Origin of the sequence: Amycolatopsis mediterranei (genome assembly GCF_026017845.1) — a bacterium.
Classification (GTDB): Bacteria; Actinomycetota; Actinomycetes; order Mycobacteriales; family Pseudonocardiaceae; genus Amycolatopsis; species Amycolatopsis mediterranei.
This window is the reverse complement of record NZ_CP100416.1, coordinates 2,229,208-2,242,560: the sequence shown is the minus strand read 5'-3', so window position 1 is coordinate 2,242,560 and position 13,353 is coordinate 2,229,208. Positions and strand designations below refer to the sequence as shown.

Here is a 13,353-nt window from a genome sequence, read left to right as displayed (position 1 = left end):
CCTCTCCTCAGTCCAACAGGACGTAGTCACCGCCCTTGCGGGCAGCCGCCGGATCGGCGTGCGTGGAAGCGCTGGTCATGACCCGACCCTGGACCACGCGGACAAAGGAACCGGCCAGCGGGAAGACGAGCACGAATTTCCGCCCGTCGTTCCCGCGCAGCACGGCTCCCCTCCGCAGGCCGTCGAGGAATTCGATGAGCCGGTCGCCCGCTCCGGATGTCATGCGCTCACCACTTCTGCCGTTGCGGAAGAACTTCGCCGCCTTGACGCCGGCGCCGCCCAGTCCGCGGACGCGGACATCATCGATGATCAGCCCTGGTCACCGCCATCCGCGGGCGGAAACTCACCGGCTACGATCGCAGCCGGTCCGGCCGTCGCCGGCCCCCACCCCACCCTTCGGCAGGAGACCGATGCCCCAGCCCGCGCTCGAGGCCCCGGACGTCACCGCACCGATCCCGCGCACGGCCGCGCAGGTCCGGCGGAATTCCGCGCCTCGGCTCGGCGTCGCGGCACTGGGGGTCTTCGCCGCCGTTCCCTTCGCGCTGGCCCTCCTGGCCGCCGTGCGCGCGCCGAAGATGCACGTCCTGCTCGACTACTGGCACGTCTTCGCGAAGATCACCGACGACACCGGCCACCTCCTGCTCGGCCAGGTCTTCACCTACCACCTCGACCAGCCGTTCGTCGTGCCCTCGCTGCTCTTCTACGCCGACGCCGCGTGGTTCGGCGGCGACAACCGCGTCCTGACCGTCCTCACCATCGCCCTGCTCGCGGTCATCGTGGTCACCCTGCGCACGATGCTGCCGCGACAACTGTCCCCGGCGACACGCGCGGCGCTGACCGCGGCCCTGTCGTGGCTGCTGTTCACCTCCCACGCCACCGAACTGTGGCTGCAGGGCACCAACGGCATCAGCTGGGTCCCCGCGGTCACCGCCTGCACGATCGCGATCGCCTGCGCCCACCACGGTCGCCCGGTCGGCGCGGCCGTGGCCGCCGTGCTGGGCTGCCTGAGTTTCGGTGCCGCGTTGCCGATCTGGTTCGTCCTCGCCGTCATCGCCTGGCTGCGCCGGGAATCCCGCGTCCGGATCGTGATTCCCGCCGCGGCCGGGCTCGTCATCCTCGCCGCGTGGTGGCTCACCAAACCGGCCGGGACGCAGTCCGGGGCGACGGACGCCTTCGACCCGGACGGACGGCTGTCCGTCCTCGCCGCCGCGGTCGGCGGACTGTGGTCAGTGGACATCGCCGTCCTCGCGGTCGTCGCCGGAGGCCTCACCGTCGCCCTGCTCGCGCTGCTGCTCCGCCACACCGTCATCGACCGACCGGCAGCGACCGACGCCGGATGGGCGGGTTTGGCCTGCTATGCGGTCCTCTTGGCGTTCATGCTCGCGCTCGGCCGGACGACGACGGACGTTCCCGGCGGCAACGTCGGGCTGATCAGCCGGTACGTGCTGATCGCCGCGCTGGCCACGGTCGCGCTGCTCGTCCTGGCCACCGTGCACCGTCCACAGTGGCCGACGCGGTACCTCGTCACGGCGGTCGTCGCACTGTCCCTGGTCACGCACGCGATCGGCGGCGGCAAGGCCGACGAAGCCCGGCGCAGTTACGCGCCGCTCGCCCTGTCCGCGATCGCCCTGCGCGTCGACGCCCCCGCCGCGCTGGAGGCCCTGCACATCCAGCGTGCCGCCGGCCCCGCGGCACGCGCATTGGGCGCCTACCCGTTCAACGACGGCTTCACGCTCGGTTGCCACGGCCCCGAACTCGGCAGCCGCCTCGACCTGGCGACGGCCCCACCGGCATCGGCAGGCGCCCTCGACGCTCCCGCCACCGACGCGGGCGGCATCACCACCGGCTGGGCCGTCGTCAACGGCACCCGGCCGGACTGCATCCTCATCACCGACGGAACCGGCACGGTCACCGGCGGCGGCATCACGGGCCTGCCCCTCACCCCCGGGCAGACCCCGAAGGCCGCCCCGGGAGCGACGGCGTGGCAGGCGACGGCGGGCCCCACGAACGGCCCGTCAGCGGTGCTCGCCGTCCAGGGCGGACACCTCTACCGCATCGGTTGAACCACCGCTCAGCGGTCGAGCCACGGGGCCAGCAGCTTCTCCAGGCCGGCGTCCGACAGCTTCAACGATTCCGCGGCCGGGTCCAGCAGGCTGGGCGCATACATCACGACGATTTCTCCATAACGAAAACTCAGCGGCCGGCCGGTGGGTGAGCCACCCGCCGGCGACAGACCCGCCTGACCGTCCGTCGCTGCCCGCGCGCGGAGCCTGGATGGCATTGCGCCGGACAATTGCGGGTGAGCGTGCCATTCCGGGCCGAGGCGAAAGACCGGCAGCCCGGTGAATTCCCGGCTGCCGGTTTTCGATTTCCCTGGCTCAGGGGTGGTAGATCTCTTTGACCGTGGTGATCTCGTCGTCGCCGTTCACGCTGATCTGCGCGAGGATCGAGTTGCCGTCCTTAAGCTGCTGGAGCAGCTGGTTCTGGCCGCACGGCCCGTTGCCGTAGCCCTGGCCGTCGATGGTGACCGATTCGCCCGGGCAGAGGGTGGCCGCGCTGAGCACCTGGCCGCCCTTCTGCAGCGGAAGCCGGTAGGTCTTGCCGTCGAGCGGCACGTAGTGGCTGTTGTCCGGACCGCCGTCCTGGCGGGTGACCAGCTGGAAGCGGACCATCCGCACCCCGGCGTCGTACCCGGTGAACTCCACTGCCTGGGTGGTGTTCGGGAACTTGCGGACCGGCGCCTTGCCGGTACCCGCCGCGGGCCTGGTCTCCAGCTGCAGGGAACCGTTGGGCACGCTGCAGCCCACTGCGCCCTGGCTGCCTTCGGAGCCGGCCTGACGGGCGCAGGTCCACTTCCCCTGGACGTCGAGGACCCGCTCACCAGGGCCTTCGGCCTGCGGCAGCTTCTGGTAGTACTCCGTGATCACGGTGAACGCCTCGGTGCAGCCCGGTGTGGTGCCGTCGGTGGCGGCCACCGCGATCAGGTCCATCTTCGGCCGCCCGGGTGCGCCGACCTGGCCGCCGTACCTGCTGCAGTCGACGTCGCCGTTCGACACGGCGCCCGCACCGCCGGAACCGCCGGTGGCCGCCCCCAGGCCGCCACCTTCGGGCACCTGCTCCGCGGCCGCCGTCGCCGTCTCGTTTTTCACCGGAGAACCATTGCCCGCGACGCTGTTTCCGCTGCACGCGGAAAGCAGCGCGGTGGCGGCGAACGCCCCGGCCACCATGGCCGTTTTGATTGTCTTCTTCGCGGTGAATTCCATCTCGACGCCCCTCTTGCAGCCTTTGTGGAAGCCTTTGTCTCCGAAGACGTCAGAAACGGAATCAGGTTGTGCACGGGTGCCGCCGGACCGCAGCGCTGCCCGGAAGTCCGCCCCGTCCTGTCCCCACGGGCAGAACCCCGGCCGGCTTCGCAACCCCCTCGAAGTCAGCCCATCGGCGGCGTGCGAGAGAGCCGTTCGCGCAGGCGGGCGACGAGTTCCGCCTCGTCGGCCGCGACCAGCCGGTAGTCCCGCACGACGACGCGGCCTCCGACGACCACGTGTTTCGGCCGCCGCCCGGGCGAAGCCCACAGGAGTCCCGCCACGGGATCGTGCACCCCCGCGTCGGCGACGCCGGACACGTCCCACACGCACAAGTCGCCCGCCGACCCGGCACCCAGCTGCCCGAGCTCGGGTCGCCCCAGCCCCGCGGCGGAACCCGCCGTGGCCATCCCGAGCACGGTGCGGGCGGGCAGCTGCGGGCCCACGAGGCCCGAGACCTGGAGGGCGAGCCGGGCATCGGCGAGCAGGTGCCCGGCGTCGTTGCTGCCCCCGCCGCTCGTGCCCAGGCCGACGACGACACCCGCCTCGATCAGCGCGGCCACCGGCGCGACTCCCCACCCCATGGGCACGTCGCACCCCGGCGCGTGCGTCGCGGTCACGCCCGCCCGCGCGAGAAGGCGGATCTCTCCGGGCGTGACGTCACACAGGTGGGCCACGGTGACGTCCGGTGCCAGCCAGCCCCATTCGTCGAGGAGCTGCAGTGGCCTGCGCCCGTAGCGCGCGACGGCGATCGCGGTGTCGACCTGCTCGTTGGCCTGGGTCCGGCGGCGCAGGGCGTGGCGGGCCGCGACCGCACCGAGGGCCGCGAACGTCTCCCGCGCGTCGGAATGGACCCCGGCGGGGCCAACGGCGACCTGGAGCAGGCCGTCCGGCGAGACTCCGCCGGTGCCCCCGGGCACGAGCGCGGTCACGATGGCCTCGGCGGACTCGCCCGCCCACTCCGGATCGTCCCGTGCCGAGCCGCGCACGAAGACGAGCCGGGCGCCGAGGGACCGGACGGCCTCCGCCGTCGCCCTCGCGAGGGCGACGGTGTCGGCGATCGGGGCGCCGTGCGGCCAGTTCAGATGGTGGTCCGCGATGGTCGTGACGCCGCACAGGAGACTTTCGGCCGCGCCGACCGAGGCGGCGACGGCGTAGGACTCCGGGTCGTGGCCCACTCTCCCGTAGGCGGCGGCCATCGCGGGCAGCCATTCGGCCATCGGCACCCCCCGCGTTCCGGGCAGGGTGCGGAACGCGCTCTGCAGGAGGTGGTGGTGGGCGTTCACGAGCCCCGGCGTCACCACGCATCCGGAAGCATCGAGCACCGTCTCGTGCGGGGAACCATCGTCGAGGGCAAGGTCGCCGCTGTCCTCTGTGGACGAATCGACGAGAATGCGCTCTGCATCCCGGATCGTGAGCATGGGCTGTCACAGATCCAGGACGAGCTTGCCGCCGCGCGAACGCGAGACGCAGATCATCATGGTGCGGTTCGCGGTCTGCTCGTCCTCGCTGAGGATCGAGTCCCGGTGCTCGGCGGTGCCGTCGAGAATCGCGGTCTCGCACGTCCCGCACGTGCCCTCACGGCACGAGGAGAGCACGAGCACCCCGGCGTCCTCGGCGACGTCCAAAATGGACTTTCCGGGTGGCACCGAAAGGACCTCGCCGGACAGCGCGAACTCCACCTCGAAGGCCACATCAGCCTGCACCGGGACCGTCTTCGGCGCGAATCGCTCTATGCACAGGGAACCTCGCGGCCAGGCCCGCATCGCCGCTTCGACGTCGTCCATGAGCCCCGCGGGCCCGCAGCAGTAGACGACGGTTCCCGCCACGGGAACCTCCAGGAGCCGGCCGGGGTCGAGCCGGGCGCCCTCGGCACTCACCCTCAGCTCGACCTTCCCGGGGTGACGGCGCACCAGCTCCTCGGCGAACGGCATCGACGCCCGCGTGCGCCCCGCGTACACCAGCCGCCACGGCGTGCCGCTGGCCTCGGCCGCCTCGATCATGGGCAGGATCGGGGTGATGCCGATGCCGCCGGCGACGAAGAGCGCGGGAACCTCCGGCCGGAACTCGAAGTGGCTGACCGGCCCACGGGCCCGCAGCGACATCCCCGGCTCGAGGACATTGTGGACATACGCCGATCCCCCGCGGCCCGCCTCGGCCCGCCGCACGGCGATCCGCCAGGTGCCCGCGGCCAAGGGCCCGCAGAGCGAGTACTGACGCTCGTCCGCCGTCGGGAGCACGAGGTCGATGTGCGCTCCGGGCCGCCACGCGGGCAGGCTGCCGCCGTGAGCGGCCGCCAGATCCAGGACGACGACGCCGTCGGCAGCGGGGATCTTCGCGAGCACCACGAGGTCGATCATGCGTCCTCCAGGAGCTTCTGCTTCACCACGACGAGGTGGAACCGCGATCCGTCGGGCGAGCACCAGCGGTGTGCCGTGCCGCCCGGGTAGTAGACGGAGTCGCCCGCGTCGAGCCGGACCGTCCCGTCCTTCTCCAGGTCCAGCAGGAGCGCCCCGCCCACGACGTGGACGAACTCGTCCTCGGGGTGGCGGAAATAGTCCCCGAACTCGGTGGTCGTTCCGGTCCACTCGATCGGGTCGAACGCCCGCCTGCCGCGCGTCAGCAGCCTGACCTCGCCATGGGGGAACTGGTTGCGGGCGCCCTCGCCGGCGCGCAGCACGTCGGCTCGCCCGATGTCGGCGTCCGGCAAGCCCGGAGCGCCGGCGGCGATGAGCTCGACCTGCGTCGTGCCGAGGGCCTTCGCGATGCGGTCGAGCGAAACCATGCTCGGCCGGGTGTGTCCCCGTTCCAGCTGGCTGAGGAACGGATGCGAAAGCCCGGTGCGCCCGGCCAGCTGGACGAGCGTGAGACCCCGGGACCGGCGCAGCTCGCGGATGCGCGTGCCGACCCGCTCGGCCTGCTCGTCGACGATGCGTGAAGACGCGTGATCGGCTTCCTTCACGGTGACCGCCACCGCCCCGCCGAGCCGCAAGGGCAACACAAAGAACACGGGGCTTTACACATCGGAAATCTCGGCTCCGTACCGTCAGCGAATGTTGATGCGGTCAACATTCGCACCATCCCCGCAGTTCCGCAACACCGACACCGGAGAACGCATGACGAACCCGCTGCCCCGCCCGCTCGCCGCGGTGCGCAACGCGCAGCTGCCCGACGGGCGCGTCGTGGACGTCTCGTTCGCCTCGGGCGTGGTTAGCGCGATCACCACCGCGGGCACCGGCGGCGCCCTCGAGCCGGCGCTCGATCTGCGTGGCCGGCTGCTGCTTCCGGCACCGGCGGAGCCCCACGCCCATCTCGACAAGGCCCGGAGTTTCGACGCCGCCGACCCGAAGCTCGGTGACCTCGGCTCCGCGATCGACGCGTGGCGGGCGCACGCGTCGGCGATGAGCGTCGAGTCGATCGTCGAGCGCGCCCGGGCGCAGGCCCTCGCGATGCTCGCCGCAGGCACCACGGCGATCCGGTCCCACGTCGACGTCCTCGAAGACTGCGGTGCGGGCCTCGAAGACGTGACGCGCGCAGCCCGTGCCCTCGTGCAGGTCCGGGCGGAACTCGCGGGCCTGATGGACATCCAGCTCGTGGCGCTCGCCGGGCCGCACTGCCCCGACCACCACGTCGAAGCGGTCCTGGACGCCGGGATCGAGCTCGTCGGCGGCGCTCCGCACCTCGCTCCCGACCCCGCGGCCGATCTCGCCCGGCTGCTGGCGATCGCGCAGCGGCGCGGGATCGGCGCCGACCTCCACGCCGACGAGAACCTCGCCGGCCCGGTCACCCTCGACGCCTACGCCCGCGCGGTGCGCGACTGGCCGGACGACCGCCCGCGCACGGCGAGCCACTGCGTCCGGCTCGGCACGCTGGAGCCCGCGCGCCGGGACGCGATCATCGCGGACGTCAAGGCCGCGGACCTCGCCATCGTCACCCTGCCCATCACGAACCTCTACCTCCAGGGATGGGAGCACCCCGTTTCGACGCCGCGCGGTCTCGCGCCGTTGCGCGAGCTTCTCGACGCCGGCGTCCGCCTCGGCGCCGGGGCGGACAACGTGCGCGATCCGTTCAACCCGGTGGGCCGCGGCGACGCACTCGAAACCGCGTCGCTCCTGGTCACGGCGGGCCACCTCTCCCCGGAGGAGGCCTACGGGCTCGTGAGCACCGGAGCGCGCTCCGTCATGGGACTGCCTGCCGCGGGGACGACGGTCGGTGCCCCGGCCGACTTCCTCGCCATCCGGGCCGTGAACCTCGTCGACGCGATCGCCACCGCACCCGCCGACCGCATCGTCATCCACCGCGGTCGTGTCGTCGCGATCACCGAGGCCCGCTGCGAGCTCCCGGCCCTGTCCGTCCCCGTTTCCTGAAGGGATTTGCCATGTCCACCCCGACCGCGGCCGAGCCGGCCATTCGCTCGACCCTGCTGGACTTCCGCGACGTCGACCTGGTCTTCCCCGACGGAACGGCGGCGCTCGGCGGCGTCGACCTCACCGTGGACCGCGGCGAATTCGTCTCGATCGTGGGCCCGAGCGGCTGCGGCAAGTCGACGCTGCTGCGCATCGCGTCGGGCCTCGAATCGGCTTCGGGTGGCACGACCGACGTGACCACGAGCCGCATCGGCTACGTCTTCCAGGACGCGACGCTCCTTCCGTGGCGGTCGGTGCAGGGCAACGTCGAACTCCTCGCCGAGCTCAACCGGGCGGCCAAGGCGGACCGGGCCGCGAAGGCGGCCGCCGCGATCGGCCTCGTCGGCCTCGACGGATTCGAGAAGCACCTTCCGAAACAGCTCTCGGGCGGCATGAAGATGCGCGTCTCGCTCGCGCGATCGCTCACGCTCGACCCCGAACTGTTCCTGTTCGACGAGCCGTTCGGGGCGCTCGACGAAATCACGCGCGAACGCCTCAACGACGAGCTCCTGCGGCTGTTCGCCGAGCAGCGCTTCGCGGGGCTGTTCGTCACGCACTCGGTCTCCGAGGCGGTCTACCTCTCGACCAAGGTCGTCGTCATGTCCGGCCGGCCGGGCACCATCGTCGCGCGGTTCGACGTGCCGTTCCCGATGCCGCGGGATCCCGACATCCGCTTCACTCGTGAGTTCGCCGAGCTCGTCGGCGACGTCTCGCACGCGCTCAGGAAGGGGCACCGCTGATGCCCACGCTCCAGGAAACCGCGGCCCGCCGCACCACCGTGGCACGCTCCGCCCCGAAGCCGCGGCGCACCCGGAAACCGGCGTCGTGGTGGCAGCCGCTCGTGGCCTTCGGCGTCTTCATCGGCGTGTGGTACGCGGTGGCGGCGTACTACGACAAGACGGTCGAGTCGCCTTACCTCGTGCCGTACCCGCACCTCGTGCTGACGGCGATCGTCCACGACACCCGCCCCGACGGCGTCCCGACCGGGTTCAACGAGCAGCTGTGGGCCGCGCTCGGCCGCACGACGGTCGTCTCGCTCGTCGGTCTCGGCGCCGCCATCGTCCTCGGGGTCCTGTGGGCCACGGTCATGGCCCAGGCCAAGGGCCTCGAGAAGGCGCTGTATCCGTACGCCGTCGTGCTCCAGTGCGTGCCGATCCTCGCGCTCGTGCCGCTCATCGGGGCGCTGTTCGGCTACGCCTTCCTCTCCCGCGTGATCGTCACCGTCATGATCGCGCTGTTCCCCATGGTCTCCAACACGCTCTTCGGTCTGCACTCCACGGACCGTGCGCAGCGCGAGCTCTTCGCGCTCCAAGGCGCCGGCCGGCTGACCCGGCTCCTCAAGCTGCAGATCCCGGCCGCGCTCCCCTCGATCTTCGTCGGCCTCCGCACCTCCGCGGGCTTGTCCGTGATCGGCGCGATCGTGGGCGACCAGTTCTTCCAGCGCGGTGAGCCCGGCCTCGGCGTCCTCATCCAGGTCACGGCGTCCCGCCTGATGGGGCCCGAGCTGTACGCGACGATCATCATCGCCTCGCTCTACGGCATCGCCGTCTTCCTCGCCTTCGGGCTCATCGGCCGGCTCGCGGTCGGCCGCTGGTTCGACTTCACCTGACCTCCCCCGCACACCCGAAACGGAGCCCCATGCGCACTCGACCCCGCACTGCCGCCGTCACCCTGTCCGTCGCCGCGCTCGCCGCCGCCCTCACCGCCTGCGGCGGGAGCGGATCGGCCGACGCCGGCACCGCGCCCGCCGCGCCCGCCCCGGCCGGACCCGCCGTCGACCTCGCGGGCGTGTGCCCGGCCACCGTCGTCGTCCAGACCGACTGGAATCCCGAGGCCGACCACGGGCACCTCTACCAAATGCTCGGCCCCAACCCTTCGATCGACGCCAGCCAGAAGTCCGTGACGAGCGACCTCTACGCCAACGGCAGACCGACCGGCGTCAAGCTCCAGGTCCGCGCCGGCGGGCCGGCGATCGGCTTTTCGAAGGTCTCGGCCCAGCTGAACCAGGACAAGTCGATCACCCTCGGCTACGTCTCCACCGACGAGGCCGTCCAGTTCTCCGGGGACATGCCGACCACCGCCGTGTTCGCCGAGAACGACAAGTCGCCGATGATGGTGATGTGGGACCCGAAGACCTACCCGGACGTCACCACGATCAAGGACCTCGGTGTCAAGCTCCAGGCGAACGGCGGCGTCGTCCGGTACTTCAACGGCGCCGCCTACATGTCCTATCTCACCGGGGCGGGCTACCTGCCGGCCGGCGTCATCGACGGGAGCTACGACGGCGCCCCGGCGAAGTTCGTGACCGCCAAGGGCAAGGACGCGCAGCAGGGCTTCGCGACCGCCGAACCGTACGTCTACCAGAACGAAATCGCCGCGTGGGGCAAGCCGCTCAAGTTCCAGCTCGTCGCGGACACCGGCTGGTCCCCGTACCCCGAGACGATGTCCGTCCGCACCGCCGACCTGGCCTCGCTCTCGCCGTGCCTCAAAAAGCTCGTGCCCGTCATGCAGCAGGCCGACGTCGACTTCGTGAAGAACCCGGCGGCGACGAACGACCTCATCGTCAAGCTGGTGCAGGCCTACAACAACGGCTGGACGTACGACGCCGCAGTGGGCAAGGCCGCCGTCGCGCAGATGAAGGACCTCAAGATCGCGACCGACGCCGGCAACGGGCACGTCGGCGCGATGGACGACAAGCGCGTCTCCGACCTCATCAAGACGGCGGCGCCGATCTTCAGTCAGTCGGGCGGGCACGTCAAGGACGGGCTCGCCGCCTCCGACCTCGTCACGAACCAGTTCCTCGACCCGAAGATCGGCTTCGGCTGGTGAAGGGGAGTGCCATGACCAGCACCGAGACCATCGAGGCGCTGCGGGCCGAACTCGTCGAACTGCTCGGCGAGCGCGGTGTGAGCGCCGACCCCAAGACCCGCGAGCGCGCCTCGGTCGACGAGGCCACGATGAGCCCGATCCTCTCCGAGCAGCTCCCGCTCGGCCTCGCCGACCTCGTGGCCTACCCGGCGAGCGCGGAGCAGATCGCGGCGGTCGTGGCCGCCGCGACCCGCCACCGCGTCCCCGTCACGGCACGTGGCAAGGGCACCGGCAACTACGGGCAGGGCATCCCGCTGCAGGGCGGCCTGGTCCTCGACACGACGCGCGCCCGCGCCGTCGTCGAGGTGGGCGACGGCGTCATCACGGCCGAAGCCGGCGCTTCCCTGGCGCTCCTGGAACGGACGGCCAACGCGAGCGGCCGGCAGCTGTGGATGTACCCGTCGACCGCGCAGTCCACCCTGGGCGGCTTCCTCTCCGGGGGCTCGAGCGGCACGGGGTCGATCGCGCACGGCTCGAACTGGGAGGGCTTCGTCGTCGCGCTCGACGTCGCCCTCCCGGGCCCCGAGCCGGTCCTCGCCCACGTCGAGGGCGAAGACGCGCGGCCCTTCGTGCACACCTACGGCACGGCGGGAGTGATCGCCCGCGCGACGGTCCGGCTCGAACCGGCCCAGGACTGGCGGGCCGTCTACGCGAGCTTCCCGGCCTTCGAGGAGGCGCTCGGCGCGGTACGGACGCTCCGCGCGCTCGACCCGCTGCCCCGGCTCGTGAGCGCGGACCGGGCCGCGGTGGCGGAACGGCTGCCCGCGGACCCGGCGATCCCCGCCGGGCGCGCGAGCCTGCGCGCGATCATCGACGCGGCGGCGCTCGACGAGGCGTCGTCGCTCATCGCAAGAGTCGGGGGCTCGGTCGAAGACGTGCGCGAAGGGGCTCAGCAGACAGTCAAGGTTTCGATGCTCTCCTACAACCACCCCATCTGGTGGCTCAAGAAGAACAGTCCCGGCCGGGAGTACTTCCACGTCGAAGTCGGCGGCGAGGCGCTGATCGACCGCATCCACGAGGTCGAGGCCGTCTACCCGGGCGGCATGCTGCACATCGAGGCCGGCCATCGCTTCCCCATCGGGATGCTCACCGCCGAGTACACGGGCGCGGCGGACGTCTACGCGGGGTACGCGAAGCTCGTCGAACTCGGCGTGCGGGTCCACAGCCCGCACCAGTTCTACGTCGACCACGGCGTCGAAGAGCTCCTCGCGCTCAAAGAGCGCACCGACCCGGACGGGCTGCTCAACCCCGGCCACCTCGGCGTGCCCGAGCTCGCCGTCACCCTGCCCGCGCAAGCCAAGATCTGAACGGAGCCGGATGAACCGCGCCATCACCGAACTCGCGGGCCCGTCGCTCGCGAACCGGATCGGCCAGGAATCGATCGTGGTCCTCCCGACGGGCGCGATCGAGCACCACGGGCCGCACCTGCCGCTCAGCACCGACGCCCTGATCGCGGAAGCAGTCGCCGACGCCGCCGTCGAGCGCGCGGTCGCCGCAGGCGTCGACGTCTGGCAGCTCCCGACGCTCACCTACACGAAATCGGACGAGCACAGCTGGGCACCCGGCACGGTCTGGCTCGACACCGAGACCCTGTTCCGCACCGTGGTCGAAATCGGGCGGGCGGTGGAGCTCATGGGGGCCGGGACACTCGTGTTCGTCAACGGGCACGGGGGCAACGTCGCGCTCCTGCAAGTGGCGCTGCGGGAAATCCGCAAACGCTTCGGGCTCAAGACGTTCCTCATGCCTTCGCTCGCCCGCACGGACCCGCCCGCGGGCGAAGGGCTCGACGAGCGCGACCTCGGCATCCACGGCGGCGCCGCGGAGACCTCCCTAGTCCTGCACCTGCGCCCCGACCTCGTGGACCTCTCGCGTGCCGAGCGCTGGGTGCCCGAGCACCTGGCGGACTTCCGGCACATCGGCTTCAACACGCGCCCGGTGAGCTTCGGCTGGCTGTCGAACGACTTCGGCACCCCGGGGGTCGTCGGAGACCCCACGCAGGCGACACCCGCCTACGGCGAGGTGCTCTGGGAAGCGTCGGTGCACCAGGCGGTCGAGTCCCTCCTCGAGATCACCCGCTTCGAGCACAACCCCGCGGCAACCACCGGCTGACTGCGTTCGGTCAGCGGTTTCGGTCAGCGGTCGAGCCAGGGAGCCAGCAGCGCCTCGAGATCAGCGTCCGACAACAGCCGCGGGCCGCCGTGGAACTCGTGCCAGCGCGAAGCGTCACACGCGGCCGTGTACTCCACCTCGAACGCCCGCATCAGCACGTACATGAACGTCACCGAGCTGAACCGCTCGCCCAGCAACGTCCGCGCCTCGCGCGCGACCTCGGTCGCGCCGACGAAGTCCTTGAGCTTCAACGATTCCGCAGCCGGATCCAACAGGCTGGGGGCATACATCACGACAAATACTCCATCACCGAAACGAACAACTCAGCCTTCAGCCGCCAGCTGACCACATGCCGCCGCGATCTCCTGGCCCCGGGTGTCTTCTCGTCCGCCAGCTTCCGAATCGCCGGCGCCAACCCCACCGTCGACACCGTCACCGACCGCTGCGAAATACCAAGCCCAGCAGGAGCCGGATCAACAATTCGATATACCGCCGATATAACGCGATGAAAATTCGCGAGTGGTTCACCCATCCCTACCGTTTGACAACGCCTCTACCAGCGCATGCGCAACAAGGTATCGCGAGGCTAAGCCCCTGACAGGCGAGCGAGCAGCAGCCGGAGCAATCCTGTCCACCGACGCTGCACTATGCACCTGCGCTTGGCCTGC

At 71.2% G+C, this 13,353-nt stretch carries 13 protein-coding genes and 1 pseudogene; 7 read left to right on the top strand and 7 right to left on the bottom strand.

Features of this window, described 5'->3' with window-relative positions; translation table 11 throughout:
• Window positions 1–7: 7 nt before the first annotated feature.
• Window positions 8–223 (bottom strand): hypothetical protein, encoded by a 216-nt coding sequence (locus tag ISP_RS10685; RefSeq protein WP_013223892.1) that lies wholly within the window; start codon window positions 221–223, stop codon window positions 8–10.
• A gap of 187 nt (window positions 224–410) precedes the next feature.
• Between ISP_RS10685 and ISP_RS10680 the strand changes: the two genes are divergently transcribed.
• Window positions 411–2,063 carry a hypothetical protein gene (locus ISP_RS10680; RefSeq protein ID WP_013223891.1) on the top strand — a complete coding sequence of 551 codons (1,653 nt, stop codon included), beginning with the start codon at window positions 411–413 and terminating at the stop codon, window positions 2,061–2,063.
• Window positions 2,064–2,378: 315 nt separating this feature from the next.
• Here ISP_RS10680 and ISP_RS10675 read toward each other — a convergent pair whose 3' ends face one another.
• The 4 genes from ISP_RS10675 to ISP_RS10660 form a co-directional block, all read right to left on the bottom strand.
• Window positions 2,379–3,263, bottom strand: coding sequence for a hypothetical protein (locus ISP_RS10675; protein ID WP_013223890.1), 885 nt, complete (start codon window positions 3,261–3,263; stop codon window positions 2,379–2,381).
• A gap of 164 nt (window positions 3,264–3,427) precedes the next feature.
• The gene (locus ISP_RS10670) at window positions 3,428–4,723 is read right to left on the bottom strand and encodes an amidohydrolase family protein (RefSeq protein ID WP_013223889.1); all 1,296 of its coding nucleotides are present in this window, start codon (window positions 4,721–4,723) and stop codon (window positions 3,428–3,430) included.
• A 6-nt stretch (window positions 4,724–4,729) separates the two neighbouring features.
• Entirely contained in the window at window positions 4,730–5,662 is a 933-nt protein-coding gene (locus ISP_RS10665) for a PDR/VanB family oxidoreductase (RefSeq protein WP_013223888.1), read from the bottom strand.
• Window positions 5,659–6,264, bottom strand: a complete 606-nt coding sequence (locus tag ISP_RS10660; protein ID WP_235204762.1) for a helix-turn-helix domain-containing protein — start codon at window positions 6,262–6,264, stop codon at window positions 5,659–5,661. Before ISP_RS10660 ends, ISP_RS10665 begins: the two co-directional genes overlap by 4 nt.
• Window positions 6,265–6,418: 154 nt before the next feature.
• Here ISP_RS10660 and ISP_RS10655 point away from each other — a divergent pair, with 154 nt between their 5' ends.
• The 6 genes from ISP_RS10655 to ISP_RS10630 are packed head-to-tail and all read left to right on the top strand — an operon-like array spanning window position 6,419 to window position 12,685.
• Entirely contained in the window at window positions 6,419–7,669 is a 1,251-nt protein-coding gene (locus ISP_RS10655) for an amidohydrolase family protein (protein ID WP_013223886.1), read from the top strand.
• An 11-nt stretch (window positions 7,670–7,680) separates the two neighbouring features.
• Window positions 7,681–8,448, top strand: coding sequence for an ABC transporter ATP-binding protein (locus tag ISP_RS10650; RefSeq protein WP_013223885.1), 768 nt, complete (start codon window positions 7,681–7,683; stop codon window positions 8,446–8,448).
• Window positions 8,448–9,317, top strand: a complete 870-nt coding sequence (locus ISP_RS10645; RefSeq protein WP_037374178.1) for an ABC transporter permease — start codon at window positions 8,448–8,450, stop codon at window positions 9,315–9,317. Before ISP_RS10650 ends, ISP_RS10645 begins: the two co-directional genes overlap by 1 nt.
• A gap of 29 nt (window positions 9,318–9,346) precedes the next feature.
• The gene (locus ISP_RS10640; protein ID WP_037374190.1) at window positions 9,347–10,537 is read left to right on the top strand and encodes a nitrate ABC transporter substrate-binding protein; all 1,191 of its coding nucleotides are present in this window, start codon (window positions 9,347–9,349) and stop codon (window positions 10,535–10,537) included.
• Between the two features lie 11 nt (window positions 10,538–10,548).
• Window positions 10,549–11,883, top strand: coding sequence for an FAD-binding oxidoreductase (locus ISP_RS10635; protein ID WP_037374193.1), 1,335 nt, complete (start codon window positions 10,549–10,551; stop codon window positions 11,881–11,883).
• A gap of 10 nt (window positions 11,884–11,893) precedes the next feature.
• Entirely contained in the window at window positions 11,894–12,685 is a 792-nt protein-coding gene (locus ISP_RS10630; protein ID WP_013223881.1) for a creatininase family protein, read from the top strand.
• A 23-nt stretch (window positions 12,686–12,708) separates the two neighbouring features.
• Here ISP_RS10630 and ISP_RS10625 read toward each other — a convergent pair whose 3' ends face one another.
• Window positions 12,709–12,975, bottom strand: coding sequence for a hypothetical protein (locus ISP_RS10625; RefSeq protein WP_014466740.1), 267 nt, complete (start codon window positions 12,973–12,975; stop codon window positions 12,709–12,711).
• Window positions 12,976–13,067: 92 nt separating this feature from the next.
• Window positions 13,068–13,223: pseudogene (locus tag ISP_RS10620) on the bottom strand (dual-specificity RNA methyltransferase RlmN); the annotation flags it as partial.
• Between the last annotated feature and the right edge of the window lie 130 nt (window positions 13,224–13,353).

Coding starts and splice junctions, on each gene's coding strand:
- ISP_RS10685 (WP_013223892.1), bottom strand. CDS start 223: ATGACATCCGGAGCGGGCGACCGGCTCATCGAATTCCTCGACGGCCTG.
- ISP_RS10680 (WP_013223891.1), top strand. CDS start 411: ATGCCCCAGCCCGCGCTCGAGGCCCCGGACGTCACCGCACCGATCCCG.
- ISP_RS10675 (WP_013223890.1), bottom strand. CDS start 3,263: ATGGAATTCACCGCGAAGAAGACAATCAAAACGGCCATGGTGGCCGGG.
- ISP_RS10670 (WP_013223889.1), bottom strand. CDS start 4,723: ATGCTCACGATCCGGGATGCAGAGCGCATTCTCGTCGATTCGTCCACA.
- ISP_RS10665 (WP_013223888.1), bottom strand. CDS start 5,662: ATGATCGACCTCGTGGTGCTCGCGAAGATCCCCGCTGCCGACGGCGTC.
- ISP_RS10655 (WP_013223886.1), top strand. CDS start 6,419: ATGACGAACCCGCTGCCCCGCCCGCTCGCCGCGGTGCGCAACGCGCAG.
- ISP_RS10650 (WP_013223885.1), top strand. CDS start 7,681: ATGTCCACCCCGACCGCGGCCGAGCCGGCCATTCGCTCGACCCTGCTG.
- ISP_RS10645 (WP_037374178.1), top strand. CDS start 8,448: ATGCCCACGCTCCAGGAAACCGCGGCCCGCCGCACCACCGTGGCACGC.
- ISP_RS10640 (WP_037374190.1), top strand. CDS start 9,347: ATGCGCACTCGACCCCGCACTGCCGCCGTCACCCTGTCCGTCGCCGCG.
- ISP_RS10635 (WP_037374193.1), top strand. CDS start 10,549: ATGACCAGCACCGAGACCATCGAGGCGCTGCGGGCCGAACTCGTCGAA.
- ISP_RS10630 (WP_013223881.1), top strand. CDS start 11,894: ATGAACCGCGCCATCACCGAACTCGCGGGCCCGTCGCTCGCGAACCGG.
- ISP_RS10625 (WP_014466740.1), bottom strand. CDS start 12,975: ATGTATGCCCCCAGCCTGTTGGATCCGGCTGCGGAATCGTTGAAGCTC.